General features: G+C 65.5%; 21 protein-coding genes. 11 read left to right on the top strand and 10 right to left on the bottom strand.

Annotation, left to right across the window (positions count from 1 at the left end; genetic code table 11):
• Window positions 1-127 precede the first annotated feature (127 nt).
• Window positions 128-1,585 carry an FAD-dependent monooxygenase gene (locus JYA52_RS15100; protein WP_205653985.1) on the top strand — a complete coding sequence of 486 codons (1,458 nt, stop codon included), beginning with the start codon at window positions 128-130 and terminating at the stop codon, window positions 1,583-1,585.
• Between the two features lie 81 nt (window positions 1,586-1,666).
• On the opposite strand, the gene JYA52_RS15095 is transcribed toward JYA52_RS15100, so the two are convergent.
• Both JYA52_RS15095 and JYA52_RS15090 read right to left on the bottom strand, forming a co-directional pair.
• A complete protein-coding gene (locus tag JYA52_RS15095) occupies window positions 1,667-2,368 on the bottom strand; it encodes an endonuclease/exonuclease/phosphatase family protein (RefSeq protein ID WP_205653984.1) in 702 nt (233 codons plus the stop codon).
• 90 nt (window positions 2,369-2,458) lie between these two features.
• Window positions 2,459-3,016 (bottom strand): hypothetical protein, encoded by a 558-nt coding sequence (locus tag JYA52_RS15090; RefSeq protein WP_240460369.1) that lies wholly within the window; start codon window positions 3,014-3,016, stop codon window positions 2,459-2,461.
• Window positions 3,017-3,172: 156 nt separating this feature from the next.
• Here JYA52_RS15090 and JYA52_RS15085 point away from each other — a divergent pair, with 156 nt between their 5' ends.
• Window positions 3,173-3,976: a thioesterase family protein gene (locus tag JYA52_RS15085; RefSeq protein ID WP_205653983.1), complete on the top strand. Its 804-nt coding sequence runs from the start codon at window positions 3,173-3,175 to the stop codon at window positions 3,974-3,976.
• A 25-nt stretch (window positions 3,977-4,001) separates the two neighbouring features.
• Here JYA52_RS15085 and JYA52_RS15080 read toward each other — a convergent pair whose 3' ends face one another.
• Window positions 4,002-4,388, bottom strand: a complete 387-nt coding sequence (locus tag JYA52_RS15080; protein WP_205653982.1) for a DUF2177 family protein — start codon at window positions 4,386-4,388, stop codon at window positions 4,002-4,004.
• A 16-nt stretch (window positions 4,389-4,404) separates the two neighbouring features.
• Here JYA52_RS15080 and JYA52_RS15075 point away from each other — a divergent pair, with 16 nt between their 5' ends.
• Window positions 4,405-5,154, top strand: a complete 750-nt coding sequence (locus JYA52_RS15075) for a lipoate--protein ligase family protein (protein WP_205653981.1) — start codon at window positions 4,405-4,407, stop codon at window positions 5,152-5,154.
• A gap of 28 nt (window positions 5,155-5,182) precedes the next feature.
• Here the strand turns inward: JYA52_RS15075 and JYA52_RS15070 are convergent, their stop codons facing one another.
• A complete protein-coding gene (locus tag JYA52_RS15070) occupies window positions 5,183-5,545 on the bottom strand; it encodes a VOC family protein (protein WP_205653980.1) in 363 nt (120 codons plus the stop codon).
• A 178-nt stretch (window positions 5,546-5,723) separates the two neighbouring features.
• Between JYA52_RS15070 and JYA52_RS15065 the strand changes: the two genes are divergently transcribed.
• Entirely contained in the window at window positions 5,724-6,326 is a 603-nt protein-coding gene (locus tag JYA52_RS15065; RefSeq protein WP_205653979.1) for a class I SAM-dependent DNA methyltransferase, read from the top strand.
• Window positions 6,327-6,333: 7 nt separating this feature from the next.
• Here JYA52_RS15065 and JYA52_RS15060 read toward each other — a convergent pair whose 3' ends face one another.
• Together JYA52_RS15060 and JYA52_RS15055 are read right to left on the bottom strand one after the other, a co-directional pair.
• The gene (locus tag JYA52_RS15060) at window positions 6,334-6,618 is read right to left on the bottom strand and encodes a hypothetical protein (RefSeq protein ID WP_205653978.1); all 285 of its coding nucleotides are present in this window, start codon (window positions 6,616-6,618) and stop codon (window positions 6,334-6,336) included.
• A 367-nt stretch (window positions 6,619-6,985) separates the two neighbouring features.
• Complete coding sequence (locus JYA52_RS15055) at window positions 6,986-7,777, bottom strand: alpha/beta fold hydrolase (RefSeq protein ID WP_205653977.1); 792 nt, start codon at window positions 7,775-7,777, stop codon at window positions 6,986-6,988.
• Between the two features lie 306 nt (window positions 7,778-8,083).
• Between JYA52_RS15055 and JYA52_RS15050 the strand changes: the two genes are divergently transcribed.
• Window positions 8,084-8,524, top strand: coding sequence for a VOC family protein (locus JYA52_RS15050; RefSeq protein ID WP_205653976.1), 441 nt, complete (start codon window positions 8,084-8,086; stop codon window positions 8,522-8,524).
• Between the two features lie 156 nt (window positions 8,525-8,680).
• Window positions 8,681-9,502 (top strand): MBL fold metallo-hydrolase, encoded by an 822-nt coding sequence (locus tag JYA52_RS15045; protein ID WP_205653975.1) that lies wholly within the window; start codon window positions 8,681-8,683, stop codon window positions 9,500-9,502.
• Between the two features lie 37 nt (window positions 9,503-9,539).
• On the opposite strand, the gene JYA52_RS15040 is transcribed toward JYA52_RS15045, so the two are convergent.
• On the bottom strand, window positions 9,540-10,160 hold the full coding sequence (locus JYA52_RS15040; protein WP_307869378.1) for a LysE/ArgO family amino acid transporter: 621 nt from the start codon (window positions 10,158-10,160) through the stop codon (window positions 9,540-9,542).
• Between the two features lie 72 nt (window positions 10,161-10,232).
• Here JYA52_RS15040 and JYA52_RS15035 point away from each other — a divergent pair, with 72 nt between their 5' ends.
• Window positions 10,233-11,114, top strand: coding sequence for a LysR family transcriptional regulator ArgP (locus tag JYA52_RS15035; protein ID WP_205653973.1), 882 nt, complete (start codon window positions 10,233-10,235; stop codon window positions 11,112-11,114).
• A gap of 25 nt (window positions 11,115-11,139) precedes the next feature.
• Here the strand turns inward: JYA52_RS15035 and JYA52_RS15030 are convergent, their stop codons facing one another.
• Window positions 11,140-11,397, bottom strand: a complete 258-nt coding sequence (locus tag JYA52_RS15030) for a mycoredoxin (protein ID WP_205653972.1) — start codon at window positions 11,395-11,397, stop codon at window positions 11,140-11,142.
• A 104-nt stretch (window positions 11,398-11,501) separates the two neighbouring features.
• Here JYA52_RS15030 and JYA52_RS15025 point away from each other — a divergent pair, with 104 nt between their 5' ends.
• Window positions 11,502-12,251 carry an SOS response-associated peptidase gene (locus JYA52_RS15025; RefSeq protein ID WP_205653971.1) on the top strand — a complete coding sequence of 250 codons (750 nt, stop codon included), beginning with the start codon at window positions 11,502-11,504 and terminating at the stop codon, window positions 12,249-12,251.
• 34 nt (window positions 12,252-12,285) lie between these two features.
• Here the strand turns inward: JYA52_RS15025 and JYA52_RS15020 are convergent, their stop codons facing one another.
• Window positions 12,286-12,705, bottom strand: a complete 420-nt coding sequence (locus JYA52_RS15020) for a VOC family protein (protein WP_205653970.1) — start codon at window positions 12,703-12,705, stop codon at window positions 12,286-12,288.
• 14 nt (window positions 12,706-12,719) lie between these two features.
• On the opposite strand from JYA52_RS15020, the gene JYA52_RS15015 reads away from it, so the two are divergent.
• On the top strand, window positions 12,720-13,046 hold the full coding sequence (locus JYA52_RS15015) for a chorismate mutase (protein WP_205653969.1): 327 nt from the start codon (window positions 12,720-12,722) through the stop codon (window positions 13,044-13,046).
• A gap of 109 nt (window positions 13,047-13,155) precedes the next feature.
• On the opposite strand, the gene JYA52_RS15010 is transcribed toward JYA52_RS15015, so the two are convergent.
• Window positions 13,156-13,542 carry a hypothetical protein gene (locus JYA52_RS15010; RefSeq protein WP_205653968.1) on the bottom strand — a complete coding sequence of 129 codons (387 nt, stop codon included), beginning with the start codon at window positions 13,540-13,542 and terminating at the stop codon, window positions 13,156-13,158.
• Between the two features lie 143 nt (window positions 13,543-13,685).
• On the opposite strand from JYA52_RS15010, the gene JYA52_RS15005 reads away from it, so the two are divergent.
• Window positions 13,686-14,009, top strand: coding sequence for a DUF6504 family protein (locus JYA52_RS15005; protein ID WP_205653967.1), 324 nt, complete (start codon window positions 13,686-13,688; stop codon window positions 14,007-14,009).
• On the top strand, window positions 14,006-17,536 hold the full coding sequence (locus JYA52_RS15000; protein ID WP_205653966.1) for a DNA polymerase III subunit alpha: 3,531 nt from the start codon (window positions 14,006-14,008) through the stop codon (window positions 17,534-17,536). Before JYA52_RS15005 ends, JYA52_RS15000 begins: the two co-directional genes overlap by 4 nt.
• Window position 17,537 lies beyond the last annotated feature (1 nt).

Raw genomic sequence — 17,537 nt, 5'->3', positions numbered from 1 at the left:
GGCCGCCCTCTATTTCCAATTTATCGCGCACATGGGGGCTTGCGGCAAGGCCCCCGTCATGCCTCAAACTGGCTCGGACGGGCCCGGAAGAAATGCACGGAAAAGCCTTGGAGAGGCGGGGGTTGTAATGGTGGATGTGCTCGTTGCCGGAGGCGGTCCGACCGGGATGATGCTGGCCGGTGAGCTGGCGCTGGCGGGGGTGGATGCCGCGATTGTGGAGCGCCGCCCGACGCCGGAGCTGGTGGGCTCGCGTGCGGGCGGGTTCCACTCGCGGACGATCGAAATCCTCGACCAGCGCGGGATTGCCGACCGGTTCCTCTCCGAAGGCCAGCCCGTCCAGGCGGCGTTCTTCGGGAACACGAAGCTGGACGTGAGCGATTTTCCGACACGGCACCCTTACACGCTCGGCCTGTGGCAGAACCATATAGAGCGGATCCTGGCCGGCTGGATCGAGGAACTGGGTGTGCCGGTCCATCGGAGGCTCGAGGTGGCCGGCTTCGCCCAGGACGACAGCGGGGTCGAGGTGCGTCTCGCCGACGGCGGGCCGATGCGCGCGCTGTACCTGGTCGGCGCCGACGGCGGGCGAAGTGCTGTGCGCAAGGCAGCCGGCATCGACTTCCCCGGCTGGGATGCCACGAGGAGCAGCCTGATCGCCGAAGTGGCGGTGACCGAGGAGACGCCGGCGGGCATCCGCATCGACGAGGTGGGCATCCACGGGCTGCACCTGATGGAGGACGGGCGGACCACGCGGGTGGTGGTGACCGAGAAGCAACTTGGGCCGGCGGCCGAGCCCACCCTGGCCGACCTCGGCAAGGCGCTGACCGAGATTTATAACACCGATTTCGGAATCCACACTCCGACATGGATCTCGCGGTTCACCGACGCCACGAGGCAGGCCGCAGCCTACCGCAGCGGCCGCGTGCTGCTGGCCGGGGACGCCGCGCACATCCATTCTCCTTCGGGCGGGCAGGGGATCGGGCTCGGCATCCAGGACGCCGTGAACCTTGGCTGGAAGCTTGCCCAGGTGGTCAAGGGCATTGCGCCGGACAGCCTGCTGGACACCTATCACGCCGAGCGGCACCCGGCCGGGGCCCGCGCGCTGAAGCACACGATGGCGCAGTCAATCATGCAGCGGGCCGACCCGCGCATCGGCGCGTTGGCCGACACGGTGGCGGGCCTGCTGACGATCGATGAGGCCCGGAAGCAGCTGGGCGGACTCATTTCCGGCCTGGACGTCCGCTTCGACATCGGTGAGGGGCACCCGCTGCTCGGGCGCCGCATGCCCGATCTCGACGTCGTCACCGCCAACGGCCCGCAGCGCGTGTTCACTTTCCTGCACGACGCCCGCGCGGTGCTGCTCAACCTTGGCGAGCCGGGCAGCGTCGACCCGGGGCCCTGGGCGGATCGGGTGCAGCTGGTGGACGCCACGTACGACGGCGGGTGGGAGCTTCCCGTGATCGGTTCAGTCAGCGCTCCTGCGGCCGTGTTGGTCCGCCCCGACGGGCATGTGGCGTGGACGGGAGACGGGACTCAGCCGGGGCTGGAGGACGCACTGGCCCGCTGGTTCGGGCCTGCACGGCATTAACGCCCCGCGATGTGGATGGCCAAGGCCGTCACAAAAGCCGACGCACGCAGGTGTGAGGGCAGGCGGCGCCCAAGCTTTGCGTCAGGAGACAGGCTGCTTGAGCGGTGAGCGGTCCTGCCCGTATTCCGCCGTGACCAGGATCGGCAGGTGGTCCGACTTCCCGCGCGGCAGGGTCTCCACGCTTTCGATATCCAGCCCCAGGGACGTGGCGAAGTCGAAGTGCCCCTTAAAGACCTTGTAGCGCGTGTAGGTCCTGCGGTTACTGAGCGACAGGGCGTAGCCGGCGTCCTTCATGTGGGCATGCAGGCTCTTGGTGAAGAACGGGTAATTGAAGTCCCCGACCATCAGAGTCATGAGTCCGCTGCCCATGCTCAGCAGTTCCGCGTGCGCGGCATGGATCTGCTTCCGGCGGAGTGAATTGGAGGCAGTCAGCGGTGCCGCGTGAAACGAGCCGATGACCAGTTCATGGTCCGTCTCGTTGTCCACCACCCGGGTGCCGATGAGGCGCTCGTGCGCGGGCGCCATGACATGGTCGTGCATGGACTTCTTCAACGCAAAGGTCTTGGTCTCCAGGGCTGTGAACCGCTCCGTGCGGTAGTAGATTGCCAGTCCGAGCCTGTTGCCTTTGGTGAAGTCAGCCAGGTGCAGAGGACCGAGGGTTTTCGGCAGGTCCGCGGAATCACATTCCTGGAGGCAGAGGGCATCGATTCCGAAATTGCGGGCCAGGTTGACCAGCTCCCCGCTGGCTTTGTGCTTGCGGAGGTTGTAGCTAATTACTCGCATTAGTGGAACACCGCTTCCGAGGGCTGCTAGAAGGACCTGGCTCCGAGTCTACCCAGAAAATCCCCTGGCGACCGGCAGATTAACGTCCTGCTATCGTCCGCCGGGACCGTGCCCCTGGGTGTATTCGCCCACCGTGACAGTGCCCTGCTGCTCGGCGCCGTCCAGGGATCCCTCGCCCAGTCCCGCGACCACCCGGGCGGTTCCCCCGGTGTAGACGGTGTATTCCTTTCCGTCCTCGATGGCCGCGGAGGAGAGGACCAACGACGCTGCCGACTTGGACGTCACGAACGTGGCCACAAGCGTGCCGTCGGCGTCGGCCAGCTGCACCGTGGTCCCGGCCGGCAGCGTCGAGCCGAAGGTGAGCTGCACGCCGGACTGCGTCGAGCTGGTGCCGGGGGGTGACCGCCATGCCGGCGCTGCCCGCGGCGGCCAGGGTCCCGGCGCTGAGTGCCAGCTCGCCGTTGACATCCAGTGCGCCGTTGCCGTCGTTCGCTGGCCCGTTGACCACCACCGTGCCGCCGGAGACCGTGGCCTTGCCGTGACCTGGTACGAGCCGCCGCCGGCGGAACGAGTCAGGGCGAGGCCTGCCGCGAGGATGGCGCGCCGCGTCGGCGTGGGTTTGCGGGGTGAGGTCTTTTGGAAGGTCATGCCTCATTTCTAGGTTCCGGACTTACGCCGCTTGTGAGCCCTGCATTTGAGGAGGCTGTGAAAGCCCACGAGGGGGCGTGCGCCCGTGGCCTGCGGGACTGCCGCGCTCGCGGTAGGGTGATCGCGGATTCGTTTACTGTGTCGAAAGGGTCAACGTTGACTGCTGCACTGCCGGAACTCGCCGAAGGCGACTTCTATTACCAGGATCTGGGCGGGGGTCACTTCCGCTCCACGATTCACGCGCAGGGGGCCTGGAACGAGCATGAACAGCACATGGCGCCGGCCTCCGGACTGCTCGCCGACCGGCTGGAACGGCACGAGCCACGCGGCGACATGCGGATGGCACGCCTCAGCTACGAAATCCTCGGCCTGATTCCCGGCGGCGGGTTCGAGATCGCCACCACGACACTCCGCCCCGGCAGGACCATCGAACTCCTGCAGGCAGAACTCGTGGCTGCCGGACGCACCATCATCCGGGCGACGGCCTGGCGGATGATCACCAGCGACACGTCGGCCGTGGCCGCCGTCGAAGACGCTGTGATCCCCTCACCCCATGACTGCAAACCCTACGACGGCGCCAGCGTTTGGCCCGGCGGGTACATCCGGTCCCTCGAGATGAGGGTGGCCGACGGGCACCGGCCCGGCTCCGGCAAGGTCTGGCTGCGCACTGACCATCCGCTGACGGACAGGTCGGACAGTACCGACATGGCCCGGCTGATGGGCCTGGTGGACACGGCGAACGGCATTGCCGCCCGGGTTCCGCCGGGCAGGGACAGCTACGCCTTCCCCAACCTGGACCTGCAAATCCACATGTACCGCCGGCCGGAAGGCGAATGGCTGGGGCTCGACAACGCGGTCTCCTTCGGAGCCGACGGCATCGGGCTCACGTCGACCGTGCTGCACGACCTGGCCGGGCCGTTTGGCCGCGCGGAACAGATCCTGACGCTGCGGAGGAGCTGACGCTACGGGAAACCTGCTCCTGCGGTTACTGGTGGAACACCAGCCAGCCGGCCAGCGTGGCGAGGGCGGTCAGCACGGCGCCCCAGGCCAGGTCCACGAGGATCAGCGGGAGGGGCCAGGTTTTGAGCGTCGCCGCGTTGGTCAGGTCATACGTCGCATAGGCGAAGGCACCCAGCGCCGCACCGTAGCCGACGGCGGTCAGCCAGCTGCCGCCGTCGAGCGCCGGACGCAGCGCGAAGAAGACGATCCCGGCGATGTACATCACGTAGAAAACGACGGCGTACCCTAGATTGGGCCGTTCGGCCAGCAGGCCGCCGATGTGGCGGCGGTAGAACGGGTTCATGAGCTTGAGCCACACGGCGTCGATCACGGCGAATGCCGCTGCGACGACCAGGAATTGCAATACGACCATAAGGGAGCTTAGCAACATGCAGCAGGCCGGGGCCGGATCACCGACGCTGACCGTCGTCCGTCAGCACGATTCGCTGGGTGCCGCCCGGGACCTGGACTTCGGAATCGAGTTGCTGGGCCTGGCCAAGACGGGGATGGTCGGCCCCACGCTCAGGCTGTACCGCCCCGCCCCGACGGTTGCTTTCGGCCAGCGGGACACGCACCTTGCCGGCTTCGAAGCCGCAGCGCAGGCGTGCCGGGAGCAGGGCTTTGAGCCCCTGGTCCGCAAGGCCGGAGGGCGGGCCGCCGCCTACCACGAGGGGACGCTGATCGTCGACCACGTGGAGCCCCATGCCGATGCGATCGCGGGAGCCAAGGGCCGGTTCGCGTTCTTTGGCGAGATGCTGGCGGAGGCGCTGCGAAGCGCCGGCGTGAAGGCCGCCGTCGGCGAGATCCCGGGGGAATACTGCCCGGGGGAGTTCAGCGTCCACGGAACTCACCCGGCTGACTCCGCGCACCGGATTAAGCTCGTGGGCACCGCCCAGCGCGTGGTGTCCGGCGGGTGGCTGTTCAGCTCCGTCATCGTGGTGGAAAACTCGGCGCCCATCCGCAGCGTCCTCACGGCCAGTTACGGAGCACTCGGCCTGGACTGGGACCCCGCGACGGCCGGTGCCGTGAATGACCTGGTGCCGCACCTGGATGTCCAGTCCATCGAGGACGCCGTGATCAACACCTACGCCGGCTACGCGCCGCTGGCGTACGCGGAGTTCAGCAGCCTGCGGCCCTAACGGCCGGCAGCTGAAGGCACCGCCGCGGCTATTCTGTCGCTGCCGGGATCTGGCAGATCATCAGGACGTTGCCGTCGGGGTCCCGGAAGTTAAACCACTGATCCTCGTTGACGTCCGTCAGTTCCACGCCACGGTCCTTCATGAACCCGTGCGCGGCCCGGATGTCCGAGGTGTTGAAGTGAAAGGCCGGAACCTTGAAGACTGCGCCGGGGGAGTAGATCTTGCTGTCCAGGACCAGGCCCGTGCCGTTCATGGGCAGCATGGACAGGTGGTCAAAGAGCACGGAGTCTTCGGCGGGCAGGCCCAACATGTCGCAGTACCAGTCCCGGGCCCTCCGCACATCGCTGACAGGGACGAATACGGTGCCAATTTGCGGGGAAACTGGGTTCATGGCCATCCTTCGTAATGTGGGCTGCGACTGTGGCTTGGCGGGCGGTTTTGACTCGAGTTTTGAACTGTAGTGCGGTGCGGGAAATACCGCCAGAGGGGCCCACGCCGCCAGAGGCACGAGCCGTTCTCCGTCAGATCATGCCCCTCGGACGGGACCCGGGCGTATAGGCTCGGAGCTGATGACGGAGGCAACGGTTCGTGATGCGTATGCCGAGCGCGCGCCAGAATACATCTCGCTGTTCGGATCGGTGGACAAGGCGGACGAGCAGGACCAACGGTTCATAGCGCACTGGGCGAAGTCGCTGCTGGGTCCGGTCGTCGACGTCGGCTGCGGCCCGGGTCACTGGACTGCTTTCCTGACCAGCCTGGGCGCCGATGCCGAAGGCGTCGACATTGTGCCCGCGTTTGTCCAGGCGGCCAAGGCTCGATTCCCGGGCACGTTGTTCCGGGTCGCGTCGTTCACGGACCTTGGGATCCACGACGGGCATATCGGCGGGATCCTCGCGTGGTACTCCCTCATCCACCTCCGAACTGAGGATCTTCAGTCCGCACTCGGCGAGTTAGGGCGCTGCATTGCCCCCGGCGGCACTCTTCTGACGGGGTTCTTTGAGGGCACGGACGGCGAAGCCTTCCCCCACGCGGTGACCACCGCCTACCTCCGGTCCACTGACGGCATGGCTGCCAGGCTTGCCCGCGCCGGTTTTGAGGTCCTTGATGAGCATACAAGGACCGATCCTGGCCGGCGTCCTCATGCGGCGATGACCGCCCGACGAAAAGCGTAACGGTTGGCTAGACGGCGGTTTCCAGCATCTCCCGGGCTGCTATCAGTCCCTGATCGATCTGTGCTGCCGGGACAACGGTGAGGGGCTGACCCTGGGCATCCTTCAGGCCGGCGACGATGGCGGTCAGTTCCTCGTTGGTGTAGGCCTTCGGGGTCGGTGTTGGGGTCGGATCCGGGGACGCTGGAGAGGGGCTCGCGGACGCGGTGGTACCGGACGGGGCGGGGCCGCCGCAGCCTGTGAGAGTGAGAACTGCTGCGATGGCGAGGGCGGCTGAAGCGTTGCTTCTGTTCATGGCTGGATCCCGTTCAACTGGCCGGCCTGCCCGCGGGTTTTCGCGGGCTCGTTCCGGAACTGCGCCGTCAGTTGCCGCGAGCTGGCGGGCACAGCACACCGCGTAAGCGGGCGATGTTTTGAATCGGTCAGCGCCGGCCTGCGGGGACCGTATCCTGGTGTAGTGATCCCTCTTTTCACCGCTGGCTGGCGCGATTGCTCAGAGCCTACGACGACAGCTCCGCCAGCGCCAGATCCCTCGGTAACTGACCTCGCTGGCCTCCACTTGCAGCGTCAGAAGATGCTTCCGTCGGGCCTTGGGTAACTTCGGCTGCTTGCCTTTCAGTCGGTCGTTCGCCTTGGCTACCCTTATCCCCTCGCAAGGTCGGTCACTCGCCTTCTGGTCGAGCTCGATCGAGCCAGTCGCCGAACAACGCGGCGAGTAGTTCGGGCCGCTCGTGCATGAGCGCATGGCCGGCGTCCTCGATGACAGCCAGGGTGGCGTGCGGGTAGCGCTCGAGCAATTCGGCCGCGTCGGCATACCCGACGACCGAATCGCGTCGTCCCGCCACGACCAAGGTCGGCGCAGAGAACGCGGTCGACCCGACGTCGACTGTCCACCCGGCGAAGATGCGCCCCAGCGCAGCCTCGTCCACAAGCGCCGCACTCGGCGCAACGCGGTCGCGGTACCGGCGAGCAGTGGCCTGTGTGCGCAGGACAAAGTAGTCATCGAACCCCGCCCGCTGTGCAGGTTCGAGTTCGTCGTACGCGTCGGCGTCCTGGCGAACCACCTCGTGGCCAGGCACGCTTCGCGACCGCTCGGCTACGGGGCACAACAAGGCCAGACCGAGCACGGTGTCTGGTCGCCGTGCGGCCACTCCACGAGCCAGGTAGGCGCCGTAAGAGTGCCCGAGCAGCATCACCGGCCCCGCGCCCAGGTGATCGATGAAATCGCCGAGCAGCGTCACCACATCGTCGTTGCAGGTCAGGCCGTCGGTCGTCGAGAGGCCCATGCCCGGCAGATCCGGATAGATCCGCCGGTATCGCGTGTCGGGAACGATGGCCTCGATCGCCGCCTCTATCTCGCGGTGATCAACGCCGGCGCCGTGTAACGCTACGAGCGGCACGCCGACGCCATGCTCGACGTAATGGACCAGAACTTGGTTGATCCGGCACTCCATACCGACACCCTAATCCATGCCTAGGACGCGAACCGCTCGAGGAATAGCCGGTTGAGGATCCTTTTCGTGCATTCGGAATTGTCCGCTCAAGGTTGCGTAAACGGGACGGCAAAACCGCCATTCCCAACTAACCGTCACAAATGATGTGGCTGCCTCGGCAGGTTTCCGCACCTGTGCCTTTCGTTCAAACCAGGCGGTAGGCTATGGACTGCTAATCGACATTCGGTATGGGCGGCTTCCACAGCCGCCTCCCGCCTATGCAGACGTCGACGCAGGCGTCTCCAACGAGAACTGGAACTGCACCCTATGTCACATGTGCGACGCTTCGACCACGTCGGCATCACCGTTGCCGACCTCGACAGAGCAACGGCGTTCTTCGTCGGGCTGGGTCTCGAGGTCGAGGGCCGTATGTTCATGGAGGGCGAGTTCGTGGACACGGTCATCGGCATCCCCGACTCCCGCAGTGAGATCGTCATGCTGCGGCCCCCTGATGGAGGCGCTGGCTTGGAGCTGTCAAGCTTCATCCGACCCGACCACCAGCCCGGGTCTCCTGCCGCGATGTCCACCGAACTTGGACTGCGCAACGTGGCGTTCGAGGTGGACGACCTTCAAGCAGCCGTCGAACGGCTGGCCGCGGACGGCTATGGCTTGATTGGCGGCGTCGGTGAATACGAGCACGTCTGGCGCATGGCCTACGTGCGCGGGCCGGAAGGAATTATCGTGGCCCTGGCCGAGCGCATCGGTTAGACCCCGCCCTCGGCGAGTCAGACCTCCTGGACGTCGGTTCGGAATGCCCTCACCGGCCAAAGCATCTCACTGTGACCGTGAATCTCACCAAATTTTCCGCCCGCCAGCTAATACGGTCTCGACAAGCGGTTGCAAACCACAAGCGGAAGGCATTTCATGCTGAAAGTAGTCGCTGAGGGCGTTCTAGTTCACGAGAGCGAGTTCATCCAGAGTAATTCCGTTGTCGTGCAGGGCCGGGACGGTGTGTTGCTCATCGACCCCGGTATAACGGGCGACGAATTGGCAGCCCTCGCGAACGACCTTCGCGAGTTGGGCCAGTCCGTGGTGGCAGGCTTCTCGACGCATCCTGATTGGGACCACGTGCTCTGGCACGCGAACTTCGGCGACGCGCCCCGATACGGTACAGCCCGCTGCGCGGCCGCTATCCAAGATCTGCTGTCAAACGCGGACTGGAAGGACCGCATAGCCGTGGGGCTCCCGCCGGAGTACGCCGAGGAGATCCCGATGGATCTGCTCGGTCTCATTACCGGTCTGCCCGCCCAAGCTTCGCAGATTCCCTGGGATGGCCCCAAAGCCCGGATCATCGAGCATCGGGCCCATGCCCCAGGCCATGCGGCGCTGTTGATCGAGGAGCGCCGCGTTCTCGTCGCCGGCGACATGCTTTCTGACATCCTGATGCCGTTCCTCGACCTGGAGGCCGCGAATCCGGTCGAGAACTACCTCGCCGCGCTGCGGCTGCTCGAGAGCGTGGCCGACGACGTTGATGCCGTCATCCCTGGTCACGGCTCGGTGGGCGGAGCTGAGCAGCTACGTGCACGAATCAAACAGGATCGCGCGTACGTGCAGGACCTGCGAGACGGCGGTGTTCCCGACGACCCGCGGGTCGGTCCATCGGCCACGTTGGATTGGCTGCCCGACGTGCATAGATGGCAACTCCAGCGCCTCGCCCAAAGAGAGCAGAACGAGATGCCCGAATAGCGATCGCATGCAAGGCACTGCTAGCTGTCCCGTATGTTCACGGCATGACCAGGAACGCGGCCAGCGCCAGCATCAGGAGGGCGATGGCGCCGTCGAGAACCCGCCAGGCTCCGGGGCGTGCGAACACCGGCGCCAAGTACCGTGCCCCGAAGCCAAGGAGGCTGAACCAGAGAGTGCTTCCCGCTATCGCTCCCCAGGCAAACGGCCAGCGGCCTTGCTCGCCGTGGTCGGCTGCGAGCGATCCGAGGAGCACCACGGTGTCCAGGTACACGTGCGGATTCAGCCAGGTCAGTGCGACGGCGGTTCCCACCGTTGCTGCCAGCGTGCTCCGGGAGGACGTGGCGGCAGCGCTCAGGCCGCTGGGCTTCAGGGCGCGGCGGGCCGCGAAAAAGGCGTAGGCCAGCAGAAAAGCCGCGCCGGCCCAGCGCACGACGACCAGGGCGAGCGGCGCTGCCTGGATGAGCGCACCGACGCCGGCCACGCCCGCAGCAATGAGGAGGGCATCGCTCGCGACGCACACCGCCACAATCGGCGCCAGGTGTTCGCGGCGCAGGCCCTGGCGCAGGACGAAGGCGTTCTGTGCGCCAATAGCAACGATGAGGGAGAGGCCTGCGCCGAAACCGGTGGCCAGGGCGCTGAGGGTTGCAGTAGTTTCCACTTGCCTGACTCTAGGTCCGCTGGAATCATGAGTACAGCTAAACTTTCTTACCTCCATTAAGGACAGCTTAGGATGGATGCCACCACCGAGCAGCTGAGGACCTTGGCCGCCGTAATCGACCACGGGACATTCGACCGCGCCGCCGCGGCGCTGCATGTGACGTCCTCTGCCATCAGCCAGAGGGTCAAGGCGCTGGAGCAGCAGACCGGACGCGTCCTGCTGCTCCGCACCAAGCCCGTCCGGCCAACGAAGTCCGGAGGCGTGGTGGTGCGGCTGGCCCGGCAGGTGGCCTTGCTGGAAAGCGAGGCCATGGACGAACTGGGGCTGGAGGGCGCGGGAGCCCGCCCGCGCATTCCGCTGGTCATCAATGCGGACTCCCTTGCCACCTGGGTGCTGCCTGCCCTGGCGGGTGTGGAGCGCGCAAGTTTTGAAATCAGCATCGAAGACCAGGACCATTCCATCGAGCGCCTCCGCGAGGGGACGGCGATGGGGGCCATCACCTCAAACCCCGAGCCCGTGCAGGGATGCACGGTCCGGCCGCTGGGCGTCATGCGCTACCGCGCCGTGGCCAGCCCGTCCTTTGCCGCGCAGTGGCTGGCCGACGGTTTTACCGACGCGGCGTTGTCGCGGGCGCCGGTGGTGGTGTTCAACCGCAAGGATGCCCTCCAGGACCGCTACATCGAGGGCAGGCTAAAGTCCGCGGCCCAGTACCCGCCCCGCCACTTCGTTCCGTCGTCGTCGGATTTCATGAGGGCGATCGAACTGGGGCTCGGTTGGGGCATGCTTCCGGATCTTCAGTCCACGGCGCTTCTCGACGCCGGCACGCTCGCCGTGCTGGATAGGAGCGGGCATGTGGACGTTCCGCTGTACTGGCAGCAATGGTCCATCGAGTCTGCCACGCTGTCCCGGATCGCCGGTGCCTTGCAGGAGGCAGCGGCTGCCGGGCTGTGCTGATGGGCGTTGGGCGCAGTTCCCCGAGCTAGGCCGCGAGCCGGTTCTTGACCTCGGCGGCTGAGGGGTTGGTCGCCGCGGTGCCGTCCGGGAACAGGACGGTGGGAACCGTGCGGTTGCCGCCGTTGATCTGCTCGACGAGTTCGGCCGTGCCGTCAACCTCTTCGATGTTAATCTCGGTGTAGCCGATTCCCTGGGCATCCAGTTGCTTCTTGAGCCGGTTGCAGTAACCGCACCAGGTGGTGGAGAACATGGTGATGGTGCCGTTTTCGGGGGTGAAGTCCACGGAAAGCTCCTCAGGTCTAGGCTCGTGCCTGTCAGTTTCGTCCAGTCAACGGTAACCCGTGCGCCGGTATTCCCCCGCTTGTGTTGCGGTGGCATGCTGGTGCCATGTGTGGACGCTACGTGATGGCCAGGGCGGTCGGGGACCTGCTGGCCGAATTCGACGCCGAACTCGAGAACGAAATGGAGATCCCGCCGTCGTGGAACCTTGCGCCCACGGACGATGCGCCCATCGTCCTGGAGCGGATGATCGAGGGCGCCACGGTCCGCCAACTGCACATAGCCCGCTGGGGGCTGGTGCCGTCCTGGGCTAAAGACCCTGGCGGCGGGCCGAAGATGATCAATGCCAGGAGCGAAACCGTGCTGGAGAAGCCTGCGTTCCGCAAGGCGGTGCAGGCCAGGCGCTGCGCAGTGCCTGCCGACGGCTACTACGAGTGGAAGCAGGGGGAGGGGCGCCGCAAACAGCCGTACTACGTGCATCCCAAGGAGGGTCCGGGAATGGTCTTCGCCGGCCTCTATGAGTGGTGGAAGGACCCATCCAAAGGGCAGGACGACCCTGCCCGCTGGATGCTCTCCATGTCCATCATGACGGCGGATTCACCGCCGGCGGGTGCCGAAGCCACGGTGTTCGGTGAGCTCACGGCGCTTCACGACCGCGTCCCGCTGCCCATGAGCCGGGACACCATGGCGGCCTGGCTTGACCCGGAGGTTGACGACGCTGCCGGGCTGGTGGACCTCGTCCGCTCCGGGGTCAAGGACGTGGCGGCAGGCTGGCGGGTGGATTCGGTGGGGCCCGCTGTGGGCAACGTCCGGAATAATTCGCCGGAACTCATCGAGCCGGTCGAAGCGCTCTTCTAGCGGGGCGGACGGCAGCCGGCCCACCGGGCAGAACTCACAGGGTGACCTGGCCGCCGTCGTCGACTCTCCATGTGGGGTTGAAGGCGATCTCCCACCGGAAGCCGTCCGGATCGGCGAAGTAGCCCGTGTACCCTCCCCAAGGCTGGGTCTTGGGGCTTGCCACGACGGCGGCCCCGGCTGATTCCGCCTGGGCCATCACCTCATCGACCTCGGCCGCGCTAGCCACATTGTGGCTGAGCGTGATGCACGGTACGGACGTGGGGGCATCCACGGCGGCTTCGGCCTGCATCTGCCCGGCGTCCCACAGTGAGAGTATGAGGCCGTGGTTGGCCTGGATGAAGATCACTTCGGGAAATTCACGGTGGACGGGCCAGCCTAGGCCCTCAACATAGAAACTGCGGGAGGCGGCCACGCTTCGCACTCCCAGTGAAATAAAATCGACTCGGGGCTGCATGGTTCGATACTGTCATGGACATGCCCACAAATCACGGAGACGATAAAAGCGCCCAGGCTGACAGGGAGCAGCTCGCAGCTGTCCGGATCGCCGTGGACGAGGTTGATGACCAGATCGTCACGCTGATTGCGCGCCGTGAACGTCTGATCAGGATCGCGGGGACGCTCAAGGGCGATGACGCCGAGGTCCGGGCTCCGGGGCGCGTGGAACGCGTGATCGAACATGTCCGCGCCGCCGCCGAGAAAAAGGAAATCGACCCGGACATCGTGGAAACCACGTACCGGGCGATGATTTCGAAGTTCATTGAACTCGAGATGAAGATCCACAACGAGGGCACCTGAGCGGCACGCAAAACTAGGCACGCAAACCTAAGCAGGCATCTGCCAGGCATCTGCCAGACACCGGGCAGCGACAGGGCAACGACCGGGTGGTCGGGTCCCGTTGCGGTGCCTAGAGGGATTCTTCGACCGGCACGCCCGACTGGAATTCCCGCCCGTCGGCCTCGCTGAAGGCTGACATGAGGTGGCCCTTCTCCAGTCCGAGCACGGTGCTCATGGGGAAATTGCCCGTTATGGTGCTGCCCGAATGCTCGACACTCGTGATGTCGAAGTTCTCCTCGGTGCCGTCATGGCTGAACGAGTACATTGACACGGCCTCGCCGTTCATGAACTCAATTCCAAGCCTCCGTTGATGTGAGTAGTCCGGAGTTGCTGCCACGAGCCCCACTACGAAGGCGCCCGATCCTGGAATGTTGCCGTCAATATCAAATTTGGCCACCAAAGTGGTGTCTTTGGCGGCGATGCTTACGTGCTTCAGGAGTGCGTCATTGGAACTCATGGCTCCATCCTGCCCCCTGAGCCGCTGTCAGTCCACACCCATCTAGGTTTTGCCGCAGGCCAGGCGTAGACTGTACTTATTCGAATACATATTCGAACAATCCGTTATTTGCAGCAGCTTCACCTTGGTTTCCGGAGGCACCCATGGGCATGTTCAGCGAGTCCGTGGAGGTCGCCTGCGGACTTGAAGGCCAGCCTGTGGAGCTGCAGTGGGGCGGCAGGACATATGCAGTCTGCGCCGAACCGGTCCACTGGTATGAACGCCGCCAGTGGTGGGCCGAGGAACAGCGGGCTCCCTTGGGCAGCGGGCCCGGACTCGTGGATCACGAGATCTGGAGAGTCCAGGTGGTGCCCAAGGAAAACCCCGCGGCCCCTGAACACCTGACGCTTGATCTGGTCCGGCATACCGGCAGCGGACGCTGGAGGCTGCTCCGGATCCACGACGCACTCCGGCACAAGACAGCATGAGCTTCACCCACCTTCACGTTTCCACCGCCTTCAGCGCCCACTACGGTGTTTCCTGGCCCGACGAGCTCGCCCAGTCGGCGGCAGCAACGGGTGCAACCGCGCTTGCCTGCACGGACCGGGACGGCCTCTACGGTACGGTCAAGCATCTTAAGGCCTGCATGGCTGCCGGCCTGGACCCGGTGGTCGGGGTGGACCTCGCCGTTTTCGACGACGAGGGAGACCTCCGCACCCAGCTGTCCGGCCGCGTGGTGGTGCTTGCGCACGGCCACACCAACGGAGCCGGCTACAAGGCGCTCTGCCGGCTGATTTCGGATGCCCATGCCCGCACAACGGGCAAGGCCGGGGGAGTGGTGCCGGTTGCGGTCACCCGGGCGGAGCTGGCATCAAGGGTTCTTGACCCCGACACCCTGAAGCCGGTGCTCAGCGTGCTGATCGGGCCGGATTCCGACGTCGGAAGGGCCATGGGTGGGCGCCGGTACCTCCGGCCCCGCACGCTTTTCAAGAGCTGGCTGGATGCCATGCCGGCTGGAAGCGTCGTCGCGGAGGTGGTCTCCCATCTCAGCGCTCCGGGAGAGCCCCTCAGCACCGCCCATGCCGTCCGCATGCTCAAGCTCGCCCAGGAATACAGTGTCCCGGCGGTCCTCACCAACGCAGTGCGTTATTGTGCCGAGGACGGTGCCGCCACGGCCGATGTTCTCGACTCCGCCCGGACCTTGAAATCCCTGCCCGAACTGTCCGCCGCGCCGCTGCTCCAGCCCAACGGGCAGGGATGGCTGAAGTCGCCTGATCAGATGCTGCAGCTGGGAAAGGAAATTATTCACGCCGCCGGATATGGGGCGGCTGACCTTCAGGTCCTGCTCGCGCAAACGGAGGCGCTCGCCGACCGCTGCAGGATGGATCCCGTCACGGACATGGGCTGGAAGCAGCCCGTGGTGCCGGAAGCCTCTGTGATCGGCATCGAAGGGGATCCCCTGGCAGAGCTGGCCTTGAGATGCGAGGCCGGTGTGGCGCGCCGGTTTCCCGGTATTTCCGGGAAGGCAGAGGCTGACATGCGCACCCGGTTGGATCACGAATTGAAGATCATCTCCAACCTCGGCTTCGCCTCCTATTTTCTGACGGTGGCGGAAGTATCAAGGATGATCCTGGACATGGGGGTGCGGGCTGCCGCCAGGGGCTCGGGGGCATCCAGCCTGGTGAACTACCTGATCGATATCAGCCAGGTGAACCCGCTGCAGCACGACCTTATTTTCGAACGCTTCCTGTCGCGGGACAGGGCCACCCTGCCGGATATCGACATCGACGTCGAAAGCGCCGAGCGGCACAACGTTTACCGGAAGATCTTTGACCGTTTTGGCGCCCAGCGCGTGACGCTCATGAGTATGCAGAACGGCTACCGTGCACGCGGTGCGGTGCGGGACGCCGGGATGGCTTTGGGTATGGACGACGGCGATGTTGGCGAGATCGCCAAGCAGCTGTGGCGGTTCTCCGCCCGCAGGTTCAGGGAAGCACTGGAAGAAAAACCTGAACTGCGTGAATTTGCTGACCGGGTGGAGCAGCGGGACTTTTCAGGCAACCAGCAACTGGACTTGCTCGTGGACCTCACTGAACGCCTGGACAGGCTTCCCCGCCACATCTCCATGCACCCCTGCGGCGTCATCCTCGGCGACGCGACCCTGCTGGACCGGACCCCCGTGCAGCCCAGCGGGTTGGGGCTGCCCATGAGCCAGTTCGACAAGCACGACATGGATCCCATGGGCATGCTCAAACTGGATGTGCTGGGGGTCCGGATGCAAAGCGCCATGGCCTTCGCCGTCCGGGAGATCATCCGGATCCATCCCACCAAGGCTGATGTGGTGGCTGCGGGTGCCCACCCCGTGGGGCCGGACGGCAAGGGGCCCGACTACATCAGGGAGGACGGCCGCATCGATCTTAATGCTGTGCCGCTGGACGATGAGCCCACCTACGAGCTCATCCGGAGCACCCACACCTTGGGATGTTTCCAGATCGAATCGCCGGGCCAGCGCGAGCTCGTGGGCAAGATGGCGCCCAGGGAATTCAATGACCTCATCATCGACATCTCCCTGTTCCGCCCCGGGCCCATGAAATCGGACATGGTGCGGCCGTTCCTGGAGCACCGGCATGGTTTCGCGCCGGAGGTCTATCCCCATCCGGACCTCAAACCGGTGCTGCAGGAAACCCACGGGGTCACCGTGTTCCACGAGCAGATCCTCAAGACATTCGACGTGATGACCGGCTGCGGGCTGGCCCGCGCCGATGAATTCCGCCGCGCCCTGGGCAACGAGGAGCTTGAGCCGAAGGTGGAGGAGTTCTTCCGCCGGAAGGCCAGGGAGAACAACTACACCCCGGAAGTAGTGGACAAGGTCTGGGGAACCCTCAAAGCCTTCGGCAGCTTCGGGTTCTGCAAGGCCCACGGCGCGGCATTTGCCGTGCCCACCTACCAGTCGGCCTGGCTGAAGGCGCATCATCCGGAAGCCTTCCTCGCCGGGCTGTGGGAGCACGATCCGGGCATGTACCCCAAGCGCCTCCTTGTCGCCGAAGCCCGCCGCCTGGGAATCCCCATTCTTCCGCTGGACATCAACCGCAGCGGTGCGGAGTACCGGGTGGAGCGCGTCGTTTCGGGGCCGGACCAGGGAAAACTCGGCATCAGGCTGAGCTTGAAAGGCATCTTCGGGCTCTCCGGGGCGGAGCTGAAGCGGATCGTGGCAGGACAGCCATTCGACTCGCTGGCTGATCTGAGGGCGCGGTCCAGGCTGACGAAACCGAGCATCAAGAGACTGGCCCAGCTGGGCGCCTTCGACTCACTGCACCGGGAATCCGGCGGAGCGGCCAACCGGGCGGACCTTGTCCAGCATCTGCAGAACCTGCAGAACGGCCAACACCGGAAAGGGCCGGACGTCATTGAGGGCCAGCTGGCCCTGCCCCTGGGTGACGTGGAACTGCGGAACGTCAAGGCAGAGCTCCCGCCGCCCACCATGATCGAGAACGTCAGGGCCGAGCTTGACCTGATGGCTGTTGATGTCAGCGAGCACCTGATGTCCAGCCACCGTCCGCTGCTGGACAGGCTGGGCGTCACCACTGCGGACCGGCTCCTCGGACTGCGGAACGGCACCGAAGTCCTGGTGGCCGGGGTCCGCATCGCCACCCAGACTCCGCCCATGCGCGGAGGCAGGCGGGTGGTGTTCATCAGCATCGACGACGGCACCGGTTGTGTGGACTCGGTCTTCTTCCATGAGGCCCAGGAGAAGGCGGGACCTCTGCTGTTCGGCACCCGCCTGCTGCTTATCCGGGGGACCACCCGCCGCACGGGCCCGCGGGGAATCAGCCTTAGCGCCAGTATGGCCTGGGACCTCAGCAGGATAGAGACGCTGCCCTTCCCGGGGAAGGAATCCGGCTCCGGGCGCGGACCGGAGAGCGGGGAGCCCGGTTCCGTTCCCGCCGAGTTCCGGACTCCCGGGCCGCTGAGCGGGATCGGCAGAAACCTGGCCATCACCGGCCTGGGCGGCTAAA

This window comes from Arthrobacter pascens, from assembly GCF_017052465.1.
In the GTDB taxonomy this organism is placed as follows: domain Bacteria; phylum Actinomycetota; class Actinomycetes; order Actinomycetales; family Micrococcaceae; genus Arthrobacter; species Arthrobacter pascens.
The sequence above is the reverse complement of the archived record's forward strand: the minus strand, read 5'-3'. Positions and strand labels throughout refer to the sequence as shown.

Bases quoted from the DNA above. Each gene is read 5' to 3' on its own strand.
- JYA52_RS15100 (WP_205653985.1), top strand. From the start codon at position 128: ATGGTGGATGTGCTCGTTGCCGGAGGCGGTCCGACCGGGATGATGCTG.
- JYA52_RS15095 (WP_205653984.1), bottom strand. From the start codon at position 2,368: ATGCGAGTAATTAGCTACAACCTCCGCAAGCACAAAGCCAGCGGGGAG.
- JYA52_RS15090 (WP_240460369.1), bottom strand. From the start codon at position 3,016: ATGACCTTCCAAAAGACCTCACCCCGCAAACCCACGCCGACGCGGCGC.
- JYA52_RS15080 (WP_205653982.1), bottom strand. From the start codon at position 4,388: ATGGTCGTATTGCAATTCCTGGTCGTCGCAGCGGCATTCGCCGTGATC.
- JYA52_RS15075 (WP_205653981.1), top strand. From the start codon at position 4,405: ATGCAGCAGGCCGGGGCCGGATCACCGACGCTGACCGTCGTCCGTCAG.
- JYA52_RS15070 (WP_205653980.1), bottom strand. From the start codon at position 5,545: ATGAACCCAGTTTCCCCGCAAATTGGCACCGTATTCGTCCCTGTCAGC.
- JYA52_RS15065 (WP_205653979.1), top strand. From the start codon at position 5,724: ATGACGGAGGCAACGGTTCGTGATGCGTATGCCGAGCGCGCGCCAGAA.
- JYA52_RS15060 (WP_205653978.1), bottom strand. From the start codon at position 6,618: ATGAACAGAAGCAACGCTTCAGCCGCCCTCGCCATCGCAGCAGTTCTC.
- JYA52_RS15055 (WP_205653977.1), bottom strand. From the start codon at position 7,777: ATGGAGTGCCGGATCAACCAAGTTCTGGTCCATTACGTCGAGCATGGC.
- JYA52_RS15050 (WP_205653976.1), top strand. From the start codon at position 8,084: ATGTCACATGTGCGACGCTTCGACCACGTCGGCATCACCGTTGCCGAC.
- JYA52_RS15045 (WP_205653975.1), top strand. From the start codon at position 8,681: ATGCTGAAAGTAGTCGCTGAGGGCGTTCTAGTTCACGAGAGCGAGTTC.
- JYA52_RS15035 (WP_205653973.1), top strand. From the start codon at position 10,233: ATGGATGCCACCACCGAGCAGCTGAGGACCTTGGCCGCCGTAATCGAC.
- JYA52_RS15025 (WP_205653971.1), top strand. From the start codon at position 11,502: ATGTGTGGACGCTACGTGATGGCCAGGGCGGTCGGGGACCTGCTGGCC.
- JYA52_RS15020 (WP_205653970.1), bottom strand. From the start codon at position 12,705: ATGCAGCCCCGAGTCGATTTTATTTCACTGGGAGTGCGAAGCGTGGCC.
- JYA52_RS15015 (WP_205653969.1), top strand. From the start codon at position 12,720: ATGGACATGCCCACAAATCACGGAGACGATAAAAGCGCCCAGGCTGAC.
- JYA52_RS15010 (WP_205653968.1), bottom strand. From the start codon at position 13,542: ATGAGTTCCAATGACGCACTCCTGAAGCACGTAAGCATCGCCGCCAAA.
- JYA52_RS15005 (WP_205653967.1), top strand. From the start codon at position 13,686: ATGGGCATGTTCAGCGAGTCCGTGGAGGTCGCCTGCGGACTTGAAGGC.
- JYA52_RS15000 (WP_205653966.1), top strand. From the start codon at position 14,006: ATGAGCTTCACCCACCTTCACGTTTCCACCGCCTTCAGCGCCCACTAC.